Annotated in this window: 13 protein-coding genes and 1 tRNA gene; 5 read left to right on the top strand and 9 right to left on the bottom strand. The window is 28.6% G+C overall.

The genetic code is table 11. The annotated features are described in order from the left end of the window. Window positions 1-229: 229 nt before the first annotated feature. Genes rluF through MPF13_RS04100 form a run of 3 tightly spaced genes read right to left on the bottom strand, consistent with a single transcriptional unit; the run spans window position 230 to window position 3,729 of the window. Window positions 230-1,120: a 23S rRNA pseudouridine(2604) synthase RluF gene (rluF, locus tag MPF13_RS04110; RefSeq protein WP_249981058.1), complete on the bottom strand. Its 891-nt coding sequence runs from the start codon at window positions 1,118-1,120 to the stop codon at window positions 230-232. 43 nt (window positions 1,121-1,163) lie between these two features. Beyond that, entirely contained in the window at window positions 1,164-2,408 is a 1,245-nt protein-coding gene (bamG, locus tag MPF13_RS04105; RefSeq protein ID WP_249981057.1) for a BamG family beta-barrel-assembly machinery protein, read from the bottom strand. A gap of 1 nt (window position 2,409) precedes the next feature. Further along, window positions 2,410-3,729: a DUF4270 family protein gene (locus MPF13_RS04100; protein ID WP_249981056.1), complete on the bottom strand. Its 1,320-nt coding sequence runs from the start codon at window positions 3,727-3,729 to the stop codon at window positions 2,410-2,412. A gap of 230 nt (window positions 3,730-3,959) precedes the next feature. On the opposite strand from MPF13_RS04100, the gene MPF13_RS04095 reads away from it, so the two are divergent. The 3 genes from MPF13_RS04095 (at window position 3,960) to MPF13_RS04085 (ending at window position 6,895) form a co-directional block, all read left to right on the top strand. Next, a complete protein-coding gene (locus tag MPF13_RS04095; protein WP_249981055.1) occupies window positions 3,960-4,982 on the top strand; it encodes a Kelch repeat-containing protein in 1,023 nt (340 codons plus the stop codon). A 150-nt stretch (window positions 4,983-5,132) separates the two neighbouring features. After that, window positions 5,133-6,191 (top strand): sensor histidine kinase, encoded by a 1,059-nt coding sequence (locus tag MPF13_RS04090; RefSeq protein ID WP_249981054.1) that lies wholly within the window; start codon window positions 5,133-5,135, stop codon window positions 6,189-6,191. Then, window positions 6,188-6,895: a LytR/AlgR family response regulator transcription factor gene (locus MPF13_RS04085; RefSeq protein ID WP_249981053.1), complete on the top strand. Its 708-nt coding sequence runs from the start codon at window positions 6,188-6,190 to the stop codon at window positions 6,893-6,895. Before MPF13_RS04090 ends, MPF13_RS04085 begins: the two co-directional genes overlap by 4 nt. A 2-nt stretch (window positions 6,896-6,897) precedes the next feature. Here the strand turns inward: MPF13_RS04085 and MPF13_RS04080 are convergent, their stop codons facing one another. The 3 genes from MPF13_RS04080 to MPF13_RS04070 all read right to left on the bottom strand — a co-directional run bounded on the left by MPF13_RS04080 (window position 6,898) and on the right by MPF13_RS04070 (window position 9,755). Then, the gene (locus tag MPF13_RS04080; protein WP_249981052.1) at window positions 6,898-7,500 is read right to left on the bottom strand and encodes an alpha-ketoglutarate-dependent dioxygenase AlkB family protein; all 603 of its coding nucleotides are present in this window, start codon (window positions 7,498-7,500) and stop codon (window positions 6,898-6,900) included. 90 nt (window positions 7,501-7,590) lie between these two features. Then, the gene (gene kbl / locus MPF13_RS04075) at window positions 7,591-8,787 is read right to left on the bottom strand and encodes a glycine C-acetyltransferase (RefSeq protein WP_249981051.1); all 1,197 of its coding nucleotides are present in this window, start codon (window positions 8,785-8,787) and stop codon (window positions 7,591-7,593) included. A gap of 11 nt (window positions 8,788-8,798) precedes the next feature. After that, the gene (locus tag MPF13_RS04070; protein ID WP_249981050.1) at window positions 8,799-9,755 is read right to left on the bottom strand and encodes an NAD-dependent epimerase/dehydratase family protein; all 957 of its coding nucleotides are present in this window, start codon (window positions 9,753-9,755) and stop codon (window positions 8,799-8,801) included. 167 nt (window positions 9,756-9,922) lie between these two features. On the opposite strand from MPF13_RS04070, the gene MPF13_RS04065 reads away from it, so the two are divergent. Continuing rightward, window positions 9,923-10,384, top strand: a complete 462-nt coding sequence (locus MPF13_RS04065) for an Lrp/AsnC family transcriptional regulator (protein ID WP_249981049.1) — start codon at window positions 9,923-9,925, stop codon at window positions 10,382-10,384. 55 nt (window positions 10,385-10,439) lie between these two features. Here the strand turns inward: MPF13_RS04065 and MPF13_RS04060 are convergent. Further along, a tRNA-Ser gene (locus MPF13_RS04060) sits at window positions 10,440-10,524 on the bottom strand. 242 nt (window positions 10,525-10,766) lie between these two features. Between MPF13_RS04060 and aroC the strand changes: the two genes are divergently transcribed. After that, window positions 10,767-11,831 carry a chorismate synthase gene (gene aroC / locus MPF13_RS04055; RefSeq protein WP_249981048.1) on the top strand — a complete coding sequence of 355 codons (1,065 nt, stop codon included), beginning with the start codon at window positions 10,767-10,769 and terminating at the stop codon, window positions 11,829-11,831. Between the two features lie 37 nt (window positions 11,832-11,868). On the opposite strand, the gene MPF13_RS04050 is transcribed toward aroC, so the two are convergent. Beyond that, the gene (locus tag MPF13_RS04050) at window positions 11,869-12,180 is read right to left on the bottom strand and encodes a DUF3467 domain-containing protein (RefSeq protein WP_249981047.1); all 312 of its coding nucleotides are present in this window, start codon (window positions 12,178-12,180) and stop codon (window positions 11,869-11,871) included. A gap of 132 nt (window positions 12,181-12,312) precedes the next feature. Then, window positions 12,313-16,587, bottom strand: a complete 4,275-nt coding sequence (rpoC, locus tag MPF13_RS04045; RefSeq protein ID WP_249981046.1) for a DNA-directed RNA polymerase subunit beta' — start codon at window positions 16,585-16,587, stop codon at window positions 12,313-12,315. Window positions 16,588-16,677 lie beyond the last annotated feature (90 nt).

Here is a 16,677-nt window from a genome sequence, read left to right as displayed (position 1 = left end):
AATTTTAAAAAAATAAATTTTCGTTTCATTAGCAGCAAAGATAATACTATTTAAAGATTGAAAAATTAAAAGATTCTTAAAAGTATTTTTTTATGCTAGTTGTTGGCAAAAATGTGCGTTAAGGATTGAACGACTTGTTTGAGCTCTTTTTGTTTTTACAAAAAAGCGAGTAGTGAAAGCCTGACTTTAATACTGAACGCTTTCAGTATAAAGTAACGCCCTAAAGATTTTACCAACGTTTCTTTTTTGATGAAAAGCCCGTTTTTTTCTTTTTATTTTTGGGTGATGATTTTCTGAAAGAGGCACTTTTTTTATTGAAAGCGTTTTTAGTTGGGGCTTGTTTTCTTTTTGGTTTTTGTGCTTTTGGTTTTTCTTTAACAATAGAAGCTTCTTCGGTTTTAGATGATGTAGAAATCATTTTATTGATTTCTTTCATTTCTTCTTCTGTTAGTTCTCGCCAATCTCCTGCTTGTAAATAACCTAATTCTACATTCATGATTCGCGTACGTTTTAACTTAGTTACTTCGTAATCTAAGTATTCGCACATTCTTCGAATTTGACGATTTAATCCTTGTGTTAGAATGATTTTAAAGATTTTATCGCTTACTTTTTCTACCAAACAGTTTTTGGTAATTGTACCTAAAATAGGAATTCCATTTCCCATTTTTTGAATGAAACTATCTGTAATAGATTTGTTTACGGTTACAAAATATTCTTTTTCGTGATTGTTTCCTGCACGTAAAATTTTATTTACAATATCTCCATCATTGGTAAGAAAAATTAACCCTTCTGATGGTTTGTCTAAACGACCTATTGGAAAAAGTCTTTCTGGATAATTTATATGCTTTATAATATTTTTAGGTTCTCTTTCATCTGTGGTAGAAACGATACCTACTGGTTTATTTAAAGCAATATAAAGTGTTGTGTTTTTAGGTTTTACAACTCTACCATCTAATTTTACAACATCTTTTTTGCCTACTCTATTTCCTAATTGAGTGGGTTTACCATTTATTGTAACTCTACCTTCGTTTATAAATTTTTCGGCTTCTCTACGTGAGCAAATACCAGAGGAACTTATATATTTATTAAGGTTTATAGATTGTTTATTGTTAGTATCCAAAGAGAAATATTTTCTGCAAAAGTAAGGATAATTATACTGTTATTTAATCTATTTTCTTTTTGTTAAACCATTTACCCACAAAGTTTAAGTTTAATGTTAGCTTATGAAAATTTTCTTGAATTAACCTATTTTCTAAAGTACCTTCTTTACCATAAGAGTAAGAAATATTAAAATAATCGTTGCTGTATTTTCTCATAGGAAGCCCTAAACCAAAAGATACAAAATGACTGTCTATTTGTTTATTAGATATTTTTAAAAAGCCTGTATTATAGTTTAAACCAAATCTATATTTTATGTTAGAAGCGTATTTAAACTTGTCTTTTGCAGACATATATTCTATACCAAATGCATAAATAGATTGGTTTGCATAAGTTTCATTATTTTGATTTTGATTTGTATTATTCCATAATAATTGTCTAAAATCTAAGTTGGTTGTAATTTTTTTATTGATTACTGATGTAATTCCAACTCCATAAGAAAAAGGGAGTTCAAAATTATTTAATTCGTTTTCTACTTCTTCTTCAATATAAATAGAATTACCAGAAGAAGTTGTTTTATTAGAAGACCTTGTTTGTGTACCTCCTAAAGAGGTTGGCAAATCTAACAAACCCCCAATTGTAGTTTCAAACTTTTCTGTATCTATTATTTTGTATTGAAAACCTACTTTAAGTTTTGCTCCAGAATAATGATTTTTATCCATTATAGAAACATATGAGTCTGTATATACTTGTTTTTCTTGATTTATTGAACCAAAAAGAAATGAAACATCTATACCAAAAGTTACGTTTTTAAATGCCTTAAAACCAGTAGATAAATAAAACTTATTTAATCCACCTTCTCCAGTAACTCTTGTAATATAAGTTTCTGTGGTACCTTCTATAGCGTTTTCTAAATCTATGTTATAGCCTGTTTTTGTGTATGGTAAAAGACCAATACTCATACCCCAATCTTTTTTAATAGGAAAAGCAATTGCTATATGAGAAATATTACCATTACTAATAGTTTCTTGTTTAGAATTTGATTGTAATGTAGAATAGGTACCATTTAAACCAAACTCATATAAAAATGATTTTTGTAAAATATTACCCAAACTTGCTGGGTTATATATATTTATTTCAAATGGATTAGACTTTGCTATTCCTGTATTTCCTAAACCTGTTAAACCGCCTGTTGCTGTTTTATTTTCTACTCCTAAACCAAATAAAGAATAAGGTGTATTTGTGTTTGTTTGACTTAATAAAGTATTTATAAAAACTAATGATACTATTACAACTAATTTCTTCTTCATTTTAATAGTTTAAATATTTTACTGATAATTTTATTTCGTTATTGGTAACAGGATTATTTTCTATAGTTACACTATTAATGTTGCTTGTATAGTCTGTAAACTGAATCATTAAAGCATAGTTTAAATCTATTTCCGAAAACAATATTTGCTCTACAAAATCACTTAAATCTATAGAATAAGAAGTGTTTGCTTCAAACTCATCATCAGCTTTATTTAAAATAGCATAACTTGCATCTCCATCTACCGTTGTTAATTGCTGTATAATTCTGTTTTTTTGATCTACTATATATATAGATAAAGCTTCTGGTAAAGGCTTATTATCATCATAAGTTCCTTTTAATGGATTAAAAGTTAATTCTGCACTTAAGGTTGTTGCATTTTCATATAGTTCAGACAATTTTTTAATAGATGGTATTTCTATTCTTGCTGCAATACCTGTACTTGATTGAGCATATATTGCATTGTCTGTATCTTCACTTAATTTTATTTCTTCACTATCAATAAATCCTTTTAAAACGGTGTTTGATAAATCTGAATTAATTTTGTTAAACTGTTTTGCTGCATTAGAAATAATAAAATCTATATAATAACTATTGTCTTCACTATCACCATCATCAATTGTATAATACAATCGCATTTTAGAATTACCTGTTGTATTTTCTGTTGTTTGAGCATTAAACCCTAAAACGTGGCTATCTATTGTTGTGTTTGGTATTATTGCTAAACCTTTAAAGAATTGCAAAAAATCGTCTGAATTATTAATATCATTATCTACAATTTTATCAAAAATTTCTTTTCCTAAAGTATTATCCATTTTAATAAAAAGAGAATCTGTAGATTTATTTGGTTTTGCTGTAAAAGATAATTCTCCTAAAATTTGAGAATCATATGCTAATGTTGATGTGTTATAGAAACTATCTCCTTCTTCTGGCTCTACTGTTTCTATTATTCTATGCAGTTTATAGGTTTGAATTTTTGTTGTATCTCCATGATAATAATTATCATAATTTAAAATCATCCCAATAGAATCATAAACAGCATCAGAATCTATTACATAATTTGATGCTGTTAATTGCATAAAAGATTTAGATGATAAACTACCTAAACTTATATCATTTACGTTACCCAGCAATATTCTATTTGTACTAGATGTTATTAAAGAATCTATTTTAAAAGTTCCTGCTTTAATAGAAAATGTATCTATAATTCTAACTTGTATATTATTATCTATAAAGTCGTCTCCAACTTCATAAATAGAATTGTCTGTTGCACAAGAAGCATAAAAAACAAGACTTATAATGCTAATAATGAAATACCTCATTTTACTTTTTTTTACAAAAGTATAGGGGTAATTATTACATAAAATCATAAAATATATGAACAGTACTTTTTTATAGATTTATAGACCAAAAACACCTTTATACCCTATAATTAACACCTTTTAAGAAAATTAACAAATGGTTTACATGTTTATCTATAAAATACCCTTGTTTGTCTATTTCGTACTATTTTAAATTTAATTGATTTTAGGTTTGCCAAATATTTAAGCAAATGAATAAATTAAATCTAATGAGAAAAACAAATTTATTACAAAAGAGCAGTGTTTTATTTTTAGCTGCATTAATGTCTATATTTTTTATAAGTTGTAGTGATGATGACGATGATGATGAATATGGAAACTGGGTAGAAAGTTCTACATTCGATGGAAACTCAAGAGCAAACTCTGTAAGTTTTACTATTGGTAACAAAGGATATTTGGTAACAGGTTATGATGGAGATGATTATTTAAATGATACTTGGGAATATAATTCTGATGATGATTACTGGGTTCAAAGAGCAGCATTTCCTGGAACTCCAAGAAGTGGAGCTGTAGGATTTACAATTAATGGAAAAGGTTATTTAGGTACTGGTTTTGATGGCGATAATGAATTAAAAGATTTTTGGGAATATGACCCAACAACAGATTCTTGGACTCAAAAAGCAGATTTTGGTGGAACTGCTAGATATGGAGCTATTGGTTTTTCTATTGGTAATAGTGGTTACATTGGTACTGGTTATGATGGAAGTGAACAAAAAGATTTTTGGAAATATGATGTTGCAACTGACTCTTGGGAACAATCTGTTGGTTTTGGAGGACAAAAACGTAAAGATGCATCTGTTTTTGTTATAGATGATATTGCTTACGTTGGCTTAGGTATACATAATGGTGCTTATGAAGAAGATTTTTATTCTTTTAACGGTACTAATTGGACAAGGTTAACAGATTTAGATGATGATGATGATGATGATGACGATTTTGAAATTTTATTAAGTAGTGGTGTTTCATTTTCTTTAAACGGATTAGGTTACATAACAACAGGAATTTCTGGATCTATAACTACTGAAAGTTGGGTGTATGACCCTTCTTCAGATACTTGGGATGAATTACCAGAATTTGAAGGTTCTGCAAGACAAAATGCCTCTGCATTTACTTTTCCTAACAAAGCGTTTGTAGCTATGGGTAGAAGTGGAAGTTATTATTTTGATGATGTTTGGGAGTTTAGACCAGATGAATTAGAAAATGAGGATGATTAATTTCCTCTAAAAATTAAAACATTTCTAGGCTAAAATATAAATTACAAACATGTAGTTTAAATTTTAGCCAATTGTTTTTTTAAGAAAAATACAACAGTCTTTTGTGAGATTTTTAAGAAGCTTAACTTCTAATTTTGTACCATTCTAATAATGATTAAATTGAACATTTTTAACAAGAAAATATCTAGTTTTATTATTCATATTGTATCGTGGATATTAATTTTTGCAATAAGTACATCTCAAATCTATCTTAGAATTGGTTTTATTCCAAATGATATTTTTTATAGATCTAGTATTTTTTTAATCGTTTTTTATTTAAACTATTCCATATTTGTTCCTAAATTACTGCTAAAAAAAGAATTTCTATTTTACATTTCTACTGTTTTATTAGCTAGTGTTTTCTTTCTTTTTATTTTAGAATTTGTAATTCCAAAACCTTTAAATCTAAAACCTCTAATTGGAAACCCAAGAGATTTTCCAGAAGACTTTAATAGAGAACATTCTATTTTTAGAGCTTTTCCAATGTTTATTCTTTTACTCTTATTTTTTACTTTAAGTACAAGTATAAAATTAGGTATAGAATGGTATAAATCTGAAAAAGAAAAAGTGATTATTGAAGCTCAAAAAGTTAGTTCTGAACTTTCATTTTTAAAAGCACAATTAAATCCACATTTTTTATTTAATACTTTAAATAGTATTTACGCTTTAGCTAATAAAAAATCTGACAATACAAGTGAAGCTATTGTTACATTATCTGAGTTAATGCGTTACTCTATTTATGAAGCTAATGAAAATACAGTATCACTAGAAAAAGAAATTGAACATCTTAAAAATTACATTTCTTTACAGCTTTTACGTCTTAAAGATTCTAGTGGTGTTAGGTTAAATATACATGGTCTCTTAAACTATAATATAGAACCTTTATTACTTATTTCATTTATAGAAAATGCCTTTAAATATGGAACAGATTATAGAGGTAAAACAGACATAAGAATTAAAATTACCATAAAAGATAGCGAACTAAATTTATATGTTTTTAACACATCTTCTTACAAAAAAGAGAAAACAGAAAATTCTGGTATTGGGTTAAAAAACATAAAAAATAGATTGAATTTATTATACCCAAATACGCATTCTCTTATCATAAATGATGATAAAAAGTCTTATACAGTAAACTTAAATTTAAAATTAAAAAGCAATAAAAAATGAAATGCATAATTATAGATGATGAGCCCTTAGCTTTAGAATTATTAGAAGATTTTATTGCTAAAATTCCGTTTTTAGATTTAGTTGCCTCTTGTTCTAATGCTTTTGATGCTACAAACATCTTACAAGAACAAAAAATAGATTTGATTTTTACTGACATAGAAATGCCTGATTTTTCTGGTATAGATATGATTAAATCTTTAGATACTAAGCCAATGTTTATTTTTACAACTGCTTATTCTCATTATGCTGTAGAAGGTTTTAATTTAAATGCTATAGATTACTTAGTAAAACCTATTCCTTTTCATAGATTTTTAAAAGCTGCAACAAGAGCACAAAACTTATTAAAATTAAAAATAGAAGAAGAAACACCTGTTGTAAACCAAGAAAATAATCAACAATTTATTTTTGTAAAATCTGAATACGAAAACTTAAAAATAAATTTATGCGATATTAAATATATAGAATCTTTAAAAGATTATATTAAAATCTATACTAATAAAGAAAAACCAATTTTAACCTTAAGTAGCCTTAAAAACTTTGAACAAAAACTAGGAAATCTTAATTTTATTCGTGTTCACAAATCATTTATTGTTGCATTAAAACACATCTACTCTGTACAAAGAAACAGAATTATTATTGATGATAAATGGATTCCTATTGGGTTAAATTATAGAGATGAATTTATAAAAAAAATAGACAATTAACCTTACAGTTCTATTGTTCTAAAAGTTAAATTAATTCTAGGAGATTTTACTTTTTTGGTTGGTGGTAACCTATGAAGCCAATTGGTTTGAGTTCCTTTTTTCATTACTAACAAACTACCGTTTTCTAAAACAATGTCTATTCTCTGTTTGTTTTCTTTATGTTTAAAAGAAAATTTACGTTCAGCTCCTAAAGATAGAGAAGCTATTGCACCATCTTTTTTTAACATCTTTTCTCCATCAGAATGATAAGCCATCCCTTCTGCTCCAGAATGATATAAATTTAACAAACAAGAATTAAACGTTTCTCCTGTTTCTTTTTCTACAATAGTTTTTAATTCTAATAATTCTTTAGTAAAAATATTTGCTGTTTTAGTAACCTTAGAATACGTATAGGAATATTCAGATTCTCCATACCAAGCTACTTTTCTTTTAGTAATTATTTTTTTTCCAAAAATAACAGCTTCATCATTTTTAAATAAAATTGTTTCCATCAATTTTTGATAATAAAACGCACACTGTTTTTTATCAAGAATTAATCCATGATAATTGGTAATACCATCAAAAGGAAGAATATTTTTTATTGTTTCAGAAGAAAATAAATCCATTAATTAAAATTACAAATTAAACTTCTAATAATAAAAATTATTAGAAGTTTAAAAAGTAACTAAAAATTTATTCTAAATATAATTGGTAAATTAACTAATTACATTTAATTCTTTTCCAACTTTTACAAAAGCTCTTACAGCTTTATCTAAATGCTCTTTTGTATGTGAAGCAGATAATTGCACTCTAATTCTTGCTTTACCTTTTGGTACTACAGGATAAAAGAAACCTATTACATAAATACCTTCTAATAGTAATGCATTAGCCATTTCTTGAGCTAGTTTGGCATCATAAAGCATAACTGGTACTATAGCAGCATCTGCTCCAACCAAATCAAAACCAGCAGTTTCCATTTCTTTTCTAAAGTAATTGGTATTGCTTTCTAATTTATCACGTAAAGAAGTATCTTTTTCTAATATTTCAAAAACTTTTAAAGAAGCACCAACAATTGCAGGTGCTAAAGAATTAGAAAATAAATAAGGTCTAGATCTTTGACGAAGCATTTCTATAATTTCTTTTTTACCGGTGGTAAATCCACCCATTGCTCCTCCTAAAGCTTTTCCTAAAGTACCTGTAATAATATCAACTCTTCCTAAAACATTTTTTAACTCAATAGTTCCACGACCTGTTTTTCCTATAAAACCAGAAGCATGACATTCATCTACCATTACAAGTGCATCGTATTTATCAGCTAAATCACAAATTTTATCTAACTCAGCAACAATTCCATCCATAGAAAAAACACCATCTGTAACAATTATTTTAAAACGATGATTTTGCTTATTAGCTTCAATCAATTTCGCTTCTAAATCTTGCATGTTATTATTTTCATATCTAAAACGAGCAGCTTTACATAAACGAACACCATCTATAATAGATGCATGATTTAAAGAATCAGAAATTATTGCATCTTCTTTTGTTAACAATGGTTCAAAAACACCTCCATTTGCGTCAAATGCTGCAGCATACAATATAGTATCTTCACAATGAAAAAACTCAGCAATTTTAGTTTCTAATGATTTATGAATATCTTGGGTTCCACAAATAAATCTAACAGAAGACATTCCAAATCCATGGGTATCCATAGTATCTTTTGCTGCCTGAATTACTTCTTTGTTATTTGATAACCCTAAATAATTATTAGCACAAAAATTTATGACCTCTTCTCCTGTAGAAATAGAAATAACTACATCTTGAGATGATGTAATAATTCGTTCTTTTTTATACAAACCTTCATTTTTAATAGCTTGTAATTCATTTTGTAAATTTTCTTTAATTTTTCCGTACATAATTATTTAATTTAGGCTACTACAGAGTGGTATTGTGCTTTTAATTTTTGAATCATAATATTTGTCATACTATCCAAATCATAATTTGGTTTCCATCCCCAATCTTTTCTTGCTGTATTATCATCTATACTTTTTGGCCATGAATCAGCAATTTCTTGTCTAAAATCTGGGTTATAACTTATTTTAAAATCTGGATATGTTTTTCTAATAGAATTATATAGTTCATTTGGTGTAAAACTCATACCAGCAAGATTATATGAAGTTCTTATTGAAATAATTTTCCTTGGAGCATCCATTAATTCTAAGGTGGCTCTTATAGCATCATCTATAAAAATCATTGGTAACATAGTTGAAGCTTTTAAAAAACATTCAAAATCTTCATTATTTACTGCTTTATGATAAATATCTACTGCATAATCTGTGGTTCCTCCTCCAGGTAAAGATTGATACCCAATTACACCTGGGTATCTTAAAGATCTAATATCTAAGCCATACCTTTTATGATAATAATTTACCCAATTCTCACCAGCAACTTTACTCATTCCATATACTGTTAAAGGAGTTAAGTTAGGTGATTGTGGTGTGTTTACGCTTTCTATTTCATCTCCAAAAACCGCAATTGAACTTGGATAAAATATTTTATTAATATTACATAATCTAGATACTTCTAAAACATTAAAAAGTGTAGACATGTTAATATCCCATGTTTTTAATGGGTTTTTCTCTCCATTAGCAGATAAAATAGCAGCTAGATGATAAATTTGAGTAACATTATGCTTTATTACACATTCTTCAATCGCTTTAAAATTTGTAACGTCTAAAGTTTCAAAAACACCATTAAAATCAAAATTAGGTCTTAGATCTGTTGCTATAACAGAATTTATACCGTATTTTTTTTGAAGCTCATTTGTTAAAACAGTTCCTAATTGTCCAAGTGCTCCAGTAATTAAAATTTTTTCTGACTTCATTACAATAATTTATATAATACAAAATTAGAAATTTAATCCATATTTCAATTAAAAACACTTCATATCAACAACAAATAAGTAAATTATACTTTAATTAATTTTATTTAAAGATTTTTTTTCTATAACTTTAATTATTAAACTATTTAAAAAGTAATTTTATCTGCCTTATGGAAAAAATAGATGATGTTGATCTAAAAATTTTAAGAATTCTTCAAAACGATTCAAAAAAAACTACTAAAGAAATTGCGCAATTATTAAATCTTACTGCTTCTCCTGTATATGAAAGAATAAAACGTTTAGAAACAAAAGGTTATATTAAAAAATATGTTGCAATACTAGATAAAGTTCTATTAAACAAACCTGTAGTAGCAGTTTGTATGGTTTCATTACGTTATCACAATGAAGGATTTATAGATAAATTTGAAAAACAAATTAAAGAAATTAAAGAAATACAAGAATGTTATCATATGGCTGGAAAAGTCGATTTCATATTAAAAATAAACCTCGAAAGTTTAAATACTTATCATGAATTTGTAAGACTAAAATTATCTAAAATAGATAATATTGGAGTTTTAGAAAGCTCGTTTGTTTTAAAAGAAATTCATACAACAACTGAATTTCACATTTAAAAGAAAGATTTTATAAATAAAAAAAACCTTATAATCAAAAGATTATAAGGTTTTGCGGAGAAAGAGGGATTCGAACCCCCGGACCTGTTACAGTCAACAGTTTTCAAGACTGCCGCATTCGACCACTCTGCCATTTCTCCAAGAGTCTCATCAGGTATTCCCTGAATGCGGATGCAAATATAGAAAGGTTTTTCATTTATTGAAACAAAAAATGAATTATTTTTCATTTTTTTTGAATATAGTTTTTTACAAATCATATCTCCTTAATAATCAAGCATTCTAAGTAAAATTAAGTTTTTAGATATAATTACAATACAATATAAAATCCAATTTTTGTACAGTAGTTTATTATATTTGCATTCAAAATTATAATTTTAGAACAATGTCATTTAATTCTTTCGGAAATTTATTAAAAGTAACTACTTATGGAGAATCTCATGGTACCGCAATTGGTGGTGTAATTGATGGCTTTCCTGCAGGTTTAAAAGTAGATTTTGATGCTATTCAAGCTGAATTAGATAGACGTAAACCAGGTCAGTCTAAAATTGTAACTCAAAGAAAAGAACCAGATACTGTAGAATTTCATTCAGGAATATTTGAAGGAGTTACAACTGGTACTTCTATTGGTTTTGTTATTAAAAACACAAATCAAAAATCTAAAGATTACAATCATAACACCAATGTTTACAGACCTTCTCATGCTGATTATACTTATGATAAAAAATATGGAATAAGAGACTATAGAGGTGGTGGTAGAAGTTCTGCTCGTGAAACTGCCAATTGGGTAGTTGCTGGTGCTTTGGCTAAGCAATTAATTGCTAGCATGAAAATTAATGCTTTTACTTCTTCTGTAGGTGATATTTTTTTAGATAAACCTTATCAAGATTTAGATTTTTCTAAAACAGAATCTAACATCGTACGTTGTCCAGATGAAGTTTCAGCAGATAAAATGATTACTAAAATTCAAGAAATTAGAAAAGCTGGTGATACAATTGGTGGTACTGTTACTTGTGTAGCTCAAAATGTACCTGTTGGATTAGGAGAGCCTATTTTTCATAAACTTCATGCTCAATTAGGTAGTGCAATGTTATCTATTAATGCTGTAAAAGGTTTTGAATTTGGAAGTGGGTTTTGTGGAGCAAAAATGAAAGGTTCAGAACATAATGATATTTTTAATGCAGATGGTTCTACTCAATCTAATCTTTCTGGAGGAATACAAGGAGGAATTAGTAATGGAATAGACATATACTTTAGAGTTGCTTTTAAACCAGTTGCTACTATTATGAGTAATCAACAAACAATTAATTCTGAATACGAATTAACAGAAATTACAGGTAAAGGACGTCATGATCCTTGTGTAGTACCAAGAGCTGTACCTATTGTAGAAGCTATGACTGCTTTAGTATTGGCAGATTATTGGTTGTTAAATAGAACAAGAACAGTATAAAATAAAAAAAAGGCGAAACTAATAGTTTCGCCTTTTTTTATGCTTGTCCTGTTGGTCCAAAATTCATTGGAATAGGTGGAGTTTCATAATCTTTAATCTCTCCATGTTGTTGTTCAAACTTTCTAACATTATCTGCTAAAGCCTGTGTTAACCTTTTTGCGTGTTGTGGAGTTAGAATAATTCTTGATTTTACTTTAGCCTTAGGAACACCTGGCATTATATTAATAAAATCAACAATAAACTCTGACATTGAATGATTGATTATTGCTAAGTTAGAATAAGTTCCTTCTGCAATTTCTTGATCTAATTCAATATTAATTTGTCCGTCTTTGTTTTGATTTTCTTCCATAATTTAAATCGTGTATGTGTTTAATTGTGTATCTGTTAAATTGTAAAATAAAAAAAAAGTTGAATTGAATATTGTAATTAACTTACAGTAAACAATTCAACTTTATACTCTTAAACGTTTACACGTTATTTATTAGAAACTTTGCTCTATTTCGTCTTTTGGTCCTACAATTACTTTATCATAAGATCTCATACCTGTACCTGCTGGAATTTTCTTACCAACAATTACATTTTCTTTCAATCCTTCTAAAGTATCTACTTTACCACTTACAGCAGCCTCATTTAATACTTTTGTAGTTTCTTGGAAAGAAGCTGCAGAAATAAATGATTTTGTTTGTAATGATGCTCTTGTAATACCTTGTAAAACTTGTTCTGCTGTTGCTGGTTTAGCATCTCTAGCTACCACTAAGTTTTGATCATTTCTTCTTAATAAAGAATTTTCATCTCTTAACTGACGTGCAGAAATAATTTGACCTGCTTGTAAATTTTCAGAATCTCCAGCATCTTCAACAACCTTCATTCCGTAAATTGCATCATTGTCTTTGATAAAATCAATTTTATGAATTAACTGGTTCTCTAAGAATAAAGTATCTCCAGAATCAATAATTTTAACTTTACGCATCATTTGACGCACAACAACCTCAAAGTGTTTGTCATTAATTTTTACACCTTGTAAACGATAAACTTCTTGAATTTCGTTTACTAAGTATTCTTGAACTGCAGAAGGTCCTTTAATTCTTAAAATATCTGAAGGAGTTGTAGCTCCATCTGATAATGGCATACCAGCTTTAATAAAGTCATTTTCTTGAACTAAAATTTGGTTAGAAAGTTTAACTAAATACTTTCTAATATCTCCTGTTTTAGATTCAACAATAATTTCTCTATTACCACGCTTAATTTTACCAAAAGATACTACACCATCAATTTCTGAAACAACAGAAGGGTTAGATGGGTTACGTGCTTCAAATAATTCTGTTACACGAGGTAAACCTCCAGTAATATCACCTGCTTTACCAGATTTTCTAGGTATTTTAACTAAAGTATGTCCAGATTCAACTTTATCTCCGTCATTAACCATTAGGTGTGCACCTACTGGTAAACTATAAGAACGTAAAGCATTTCCATCTTCATCTTCAATAATTAAAGAAGCAATGATTTTCTTATTTTTAGAATCAGTCATTACTTTTTCTTGGAAACCAGTTTGTTCATCAATTTCAACAGAGTAGTTAATACCTTGTTCTAAATTATCAAACTTCACTTTTCCTCCAAACTCAGAAACAATCACACCATTAAATGGATCCCACTGAACAATAACATCTCCTTTTTTAATAGATTTTCTATCTTTATCAAAAATGATTGAACCGTAAGGAATAATATTTGTACTTTGAGTAATTCCTGTTTTCTTATCTATAATTTTAATTTCGGCTGTTCTTGATATTACAATATCAACTTCATTACCTTCATTGTCTTTACCAACAACTGTACGTAAATCTTCTATAACAACTTTACCATCAAACTTAGCAATTAACTTATTTTCTTCAGAGATGTTACCTGCAACCCCACCAACGTGGAATGTACGTAAAGTTAACTGTGTACCAGGTTCTCCAATAGATTGTGCTGCAATTACACCAACTGCTTCACCAATTTGTACTTTGTTAAGAGTAGATAAACTCTGACCATAACATTTAGCACAAATACCTCTAGAAGACTCACATGTTAATGGAGATCTTACTTCTAATCTATCAATTCCAGATTTTTCAACAGCTAAAGCTAACTGAGAAGTAATTGGTTGATTAGCTTCTAATAAGATTTCTTCAGTAACTGGGTGATAAACATTGTTTAAAGAAATTCTTCCTTCAATTCTGTCTGATAAAGATTCTACAATCTCATCGTTTTTCTTTAACGGAGTAACTTCTAATCCTCTTAAAGTACCACAATCTTCTTCGTTAATAATAACATCTTGAGAAACATCTACTAATCTACGTGTTAAGTAACCTGCATCTGCCGTTTTTAAAGCGGTATCTGCTAATCCTTTACGTGCACCGTGAGTAGAGATAAAGTATTCTAAAATTGATAAACCTTCTTTAAAGTTAGAAAGAATCGGATTTTCAATAATTTCTCCACCACCTGCAGTAGATTTCTTTGGTTTTGCCATTAATCCACGCATACCTGTTAACTGACGAATTTGTTCTTTAGAACCCCTTGCACCAGAATCAAGCATCATGTATACTGAGTTAAACCCTTGTTGATCTTCACGTAAACGTTTCATAGATAACTCAGTTAAATCGTTATTGGTTCTACCCCAAATATCAATTACCTGATTATAACGCTCTTTTTGCGTTAACATACCCATGTTATAGTTAGATACAATTACATCCACCTCTTTATTGGCTTCTTCAATCATACCTTGTTTTTCTTTAGGAATAATAATATCCCCTAATGAGAATGATAAACCACCTTGGAAGGCAAATTTATATCCCATATTTTTTATCTCATCTAAGAATGCTCCTGTAGTAGGAATATCTGTAGCTTTTAAAATACCACCAATAATTCCACGTAAGTTTTTCTTAGTTAATACTTCATTAATATAACCAGCAGCAGCAGGTACTTTTTCATTAAATAAAACTCTACCAACAGTAGTTTTTATAATTTTAGTTACTTGCTCTCCATTCTCGTCTATATCTTGAGTTCTTACTTTAATTCCAGCATTTAAGTCAACTTTTTCTTCGTTAAAAGCAATTGTTACTTCTTCTGGTGAATAAAAAGTTAATCCTTCTCCTTTAATTGGTACTTCTGGAGTAGAAATTCTCTCTTTAGTCATGTAGTATAAACCAAGTACCATATCCTGAGAAGGTACAGTTACTGGTGCTCCATTTGCAGGATTTAAAATATTATGAGAAGCCAACATTAATAATTGTGCTTCTAAAATAGCTTCAGGTCCTAATGGTAAGTGAACTGCCATTTGATCCCCATCAAAATCCGCATTAAATGCAGAACATGCTAATGGATGTAATTGTATAGCTTTTCCTTCAATTAATTTTGGTTGGAAAGCTTGAATACCTAGTCTGTGTAAAGTAGGAGCCCTATTTAATAATACAGGATGACCTTTAATTACATTTTCTAAAATATCCCAAACAACTGGTTCTTTTCTATCTATTATTTTCTTTGCAGATTTAACTGTTTTTACAATTCCTCTTTCAATTAATTTTCTAATTACAAAAGGCTTATAAAGTTCAGCTGCCATATCTTTTGGCAATCCACATTCAGATAATTTCATTTCTGGCCCAACAACAATAACAGAACGTGCAGAATAATCAACACGCTTTCCTAATAAGTTTTGACGGAAACGTCCTTGTTTACCTTTTAATGAATCTGATAAAGATTTTAAAGGTCTGTTAGATTCTGTTTTTACTGCAGATGATTTACGTGTGTTATCAAATAATGAATCTACTGATTCTTGTAACATACGTTTTTCATTACGTAAAATAACTTCTGGAGCTTTTATTTCAACTAATCTTTTTAAACGATTGTTTCTAATAATAACTCTTCTATATAAATCATTTAAATCTGAAGTAGCAAAACGACCTCCATCTAATGGAACTAAAGGTCTTAATTCTGGTGGAATTACCGGAATTGCCTTCATAATCATCCATTCTGGATTATTCTCTCTATTCTTTTGAGAATCTCTAAATGCTTCAACAACATTTAAACGTTTTAATGCTTCAGTTTTACGTTGTTTAGACGTTTCTGTATTTGCTTTATGTCTTAATTCAAAAGATAAAGCATCTAAATCAATACGAGCTAATAAATCAATTAAACACTCTGCTCCCATTTTAGCGATAAACTTATTTGGGTCAGAATCATCTAAGTATTGATTGTCTTGTGGTAATTCATCAGCAATATCTAGGTATTCTTCTTCTGTTAAGAAGTCCATTTTTTGTAATGGCTCTCCTTCAACATTCTTAGCAATACCAGGTTGAATTACTACGTAACGTTCGTAGTAAATAATCATATCTAACTTCTTAGATGGTAAACCTAAAAGGTATCCCATTTTGTTAGGTAATGATCTAAAGTACCAAATATGAGCAACAGGAACCACTAAATTAATGTGACCTACTCTATCTCTACGTACTTTCTTTTCTGTAACTTCTACACCGCATCTATCACAAACGATACCTTTGTAGCGAATTCTTTTGTACTTTCCACAAGCACATTCATAATCCTTTACAGGACCAAAAATACGCTCACAAAATAAACCATCTCTTTCTGGTTTATGTGTACGGTAATTTATTGTTTCTGGTTTTAAAACTTCACCTTTAGAAATTTCTAAAATAGCTTCTGGTGATGATAAACCAATTGAGATTTTATTAAACTTTTTTACAGTGTACTTCTCTTGTTTTCTTGCCATGTTGATGGATTCGAATTAAAATTGTAAAAATGGTCTCAATGAGACTTATAAATAAATGACAACAAGAAGTAGCATAAATCTACTTCTTGT

Source organism: Polaribacter sp. Z022, from assembly GCF_023555495.1.
Classification (GTDB): domain Bacteria; phylum Bacteroidota; class Bacteroidia; order Flavobacteriales; family Flavobacteriaceae; genus Polaribacter.
This window is presented reverse-complemented; position numbering and strand designations above follow the sequence as displayed.

Excerpts from the sequence above, each read along its gene's own strand:
- bamG (WP_249981057.1), bottom strand. The coding sequence starts at position 2,408 with ATGAAGAAGAAATTAGTTGTAATAGTATCATTAGTTTTTATAAATACT.
- MPF13_RS04100 (WP_249981056.1), bottom strand. The coding sequence starts at position 3,729 with ATGAGGTATTTCATTATTAGCATTATAAGTCTTGTTTTTTATGCTTCT.
- MPF13_RS04095 (WP_249981055.1), top strand. The coding sequence starts at position 3,960 with ATGAATAAATTAAATCTAATGAGAAAAACAAATTTATTACAAAAGAGC.
- MPF13_RS04090 (WP_249981054.1), top strand. The coding sequence starts at position 5,133 with ATGATTAAATTGAACATTTTTAACAAGAAAATATCTAGTTTTATTATT.
- MPF13_RS04085 (WP_249981053.1), top strand. The coding sequence starts at position 6,188 with ATGAAATGCATAATTATAGATGATGAGCCCTTAGCTTTAGAATTATTA.
- MPF13_RS04080 (WP_249981052.1), bottom strand. The coding sequence starts at position 7,500 with ATGGATTTATTTTCTTCTGAAACAATAAAAAATATTCTTCCTTTTGAT.
- kbl (WP_249981051.1), bottom strand. The coding sequence starts at position 8,787 with ATGTACGGAAAAATTAAAGAAAATTTACAAAATGAATTACAAGCTATT.
- MPF13_RS04070 (WP_249981050.1), bottom strand. The coding sequence starts at position 9,755 with ATGAAGTCAGAAAAAATTTTAATTACTGGAGCACTTGGACAATTAGGA.
- MPF13_RS04065 (WP_249981049.1), top strand. The coding sequence starts at position 9,923 with ATGGAAAAAATAGATGATGTTGATCTAAAAATTTTAAGAATTCTTCAA.
- aroC (WP_249981048.1), top strand. The coding sequence starts at position 10,767 with ATGTCATTTAATTCTTTCGGAAATTTATTAAAAGTAACTACTTATGGA.
- MPF13_RS04050 (WP_249981047.1), bottom strand. The coding sequence starts at position 12,180 with ATGGAAGAAAATCAAAACAAAGACGGACAAATTAATATTGAATTAGAT.
- rpoC (WP_249981046.1), bottom strand. The coding sequence starts at position 16,587 with ATGGCAAGAAAACAAGAGAAGTACACTGTAAAAAAGTTTAATAAAATC.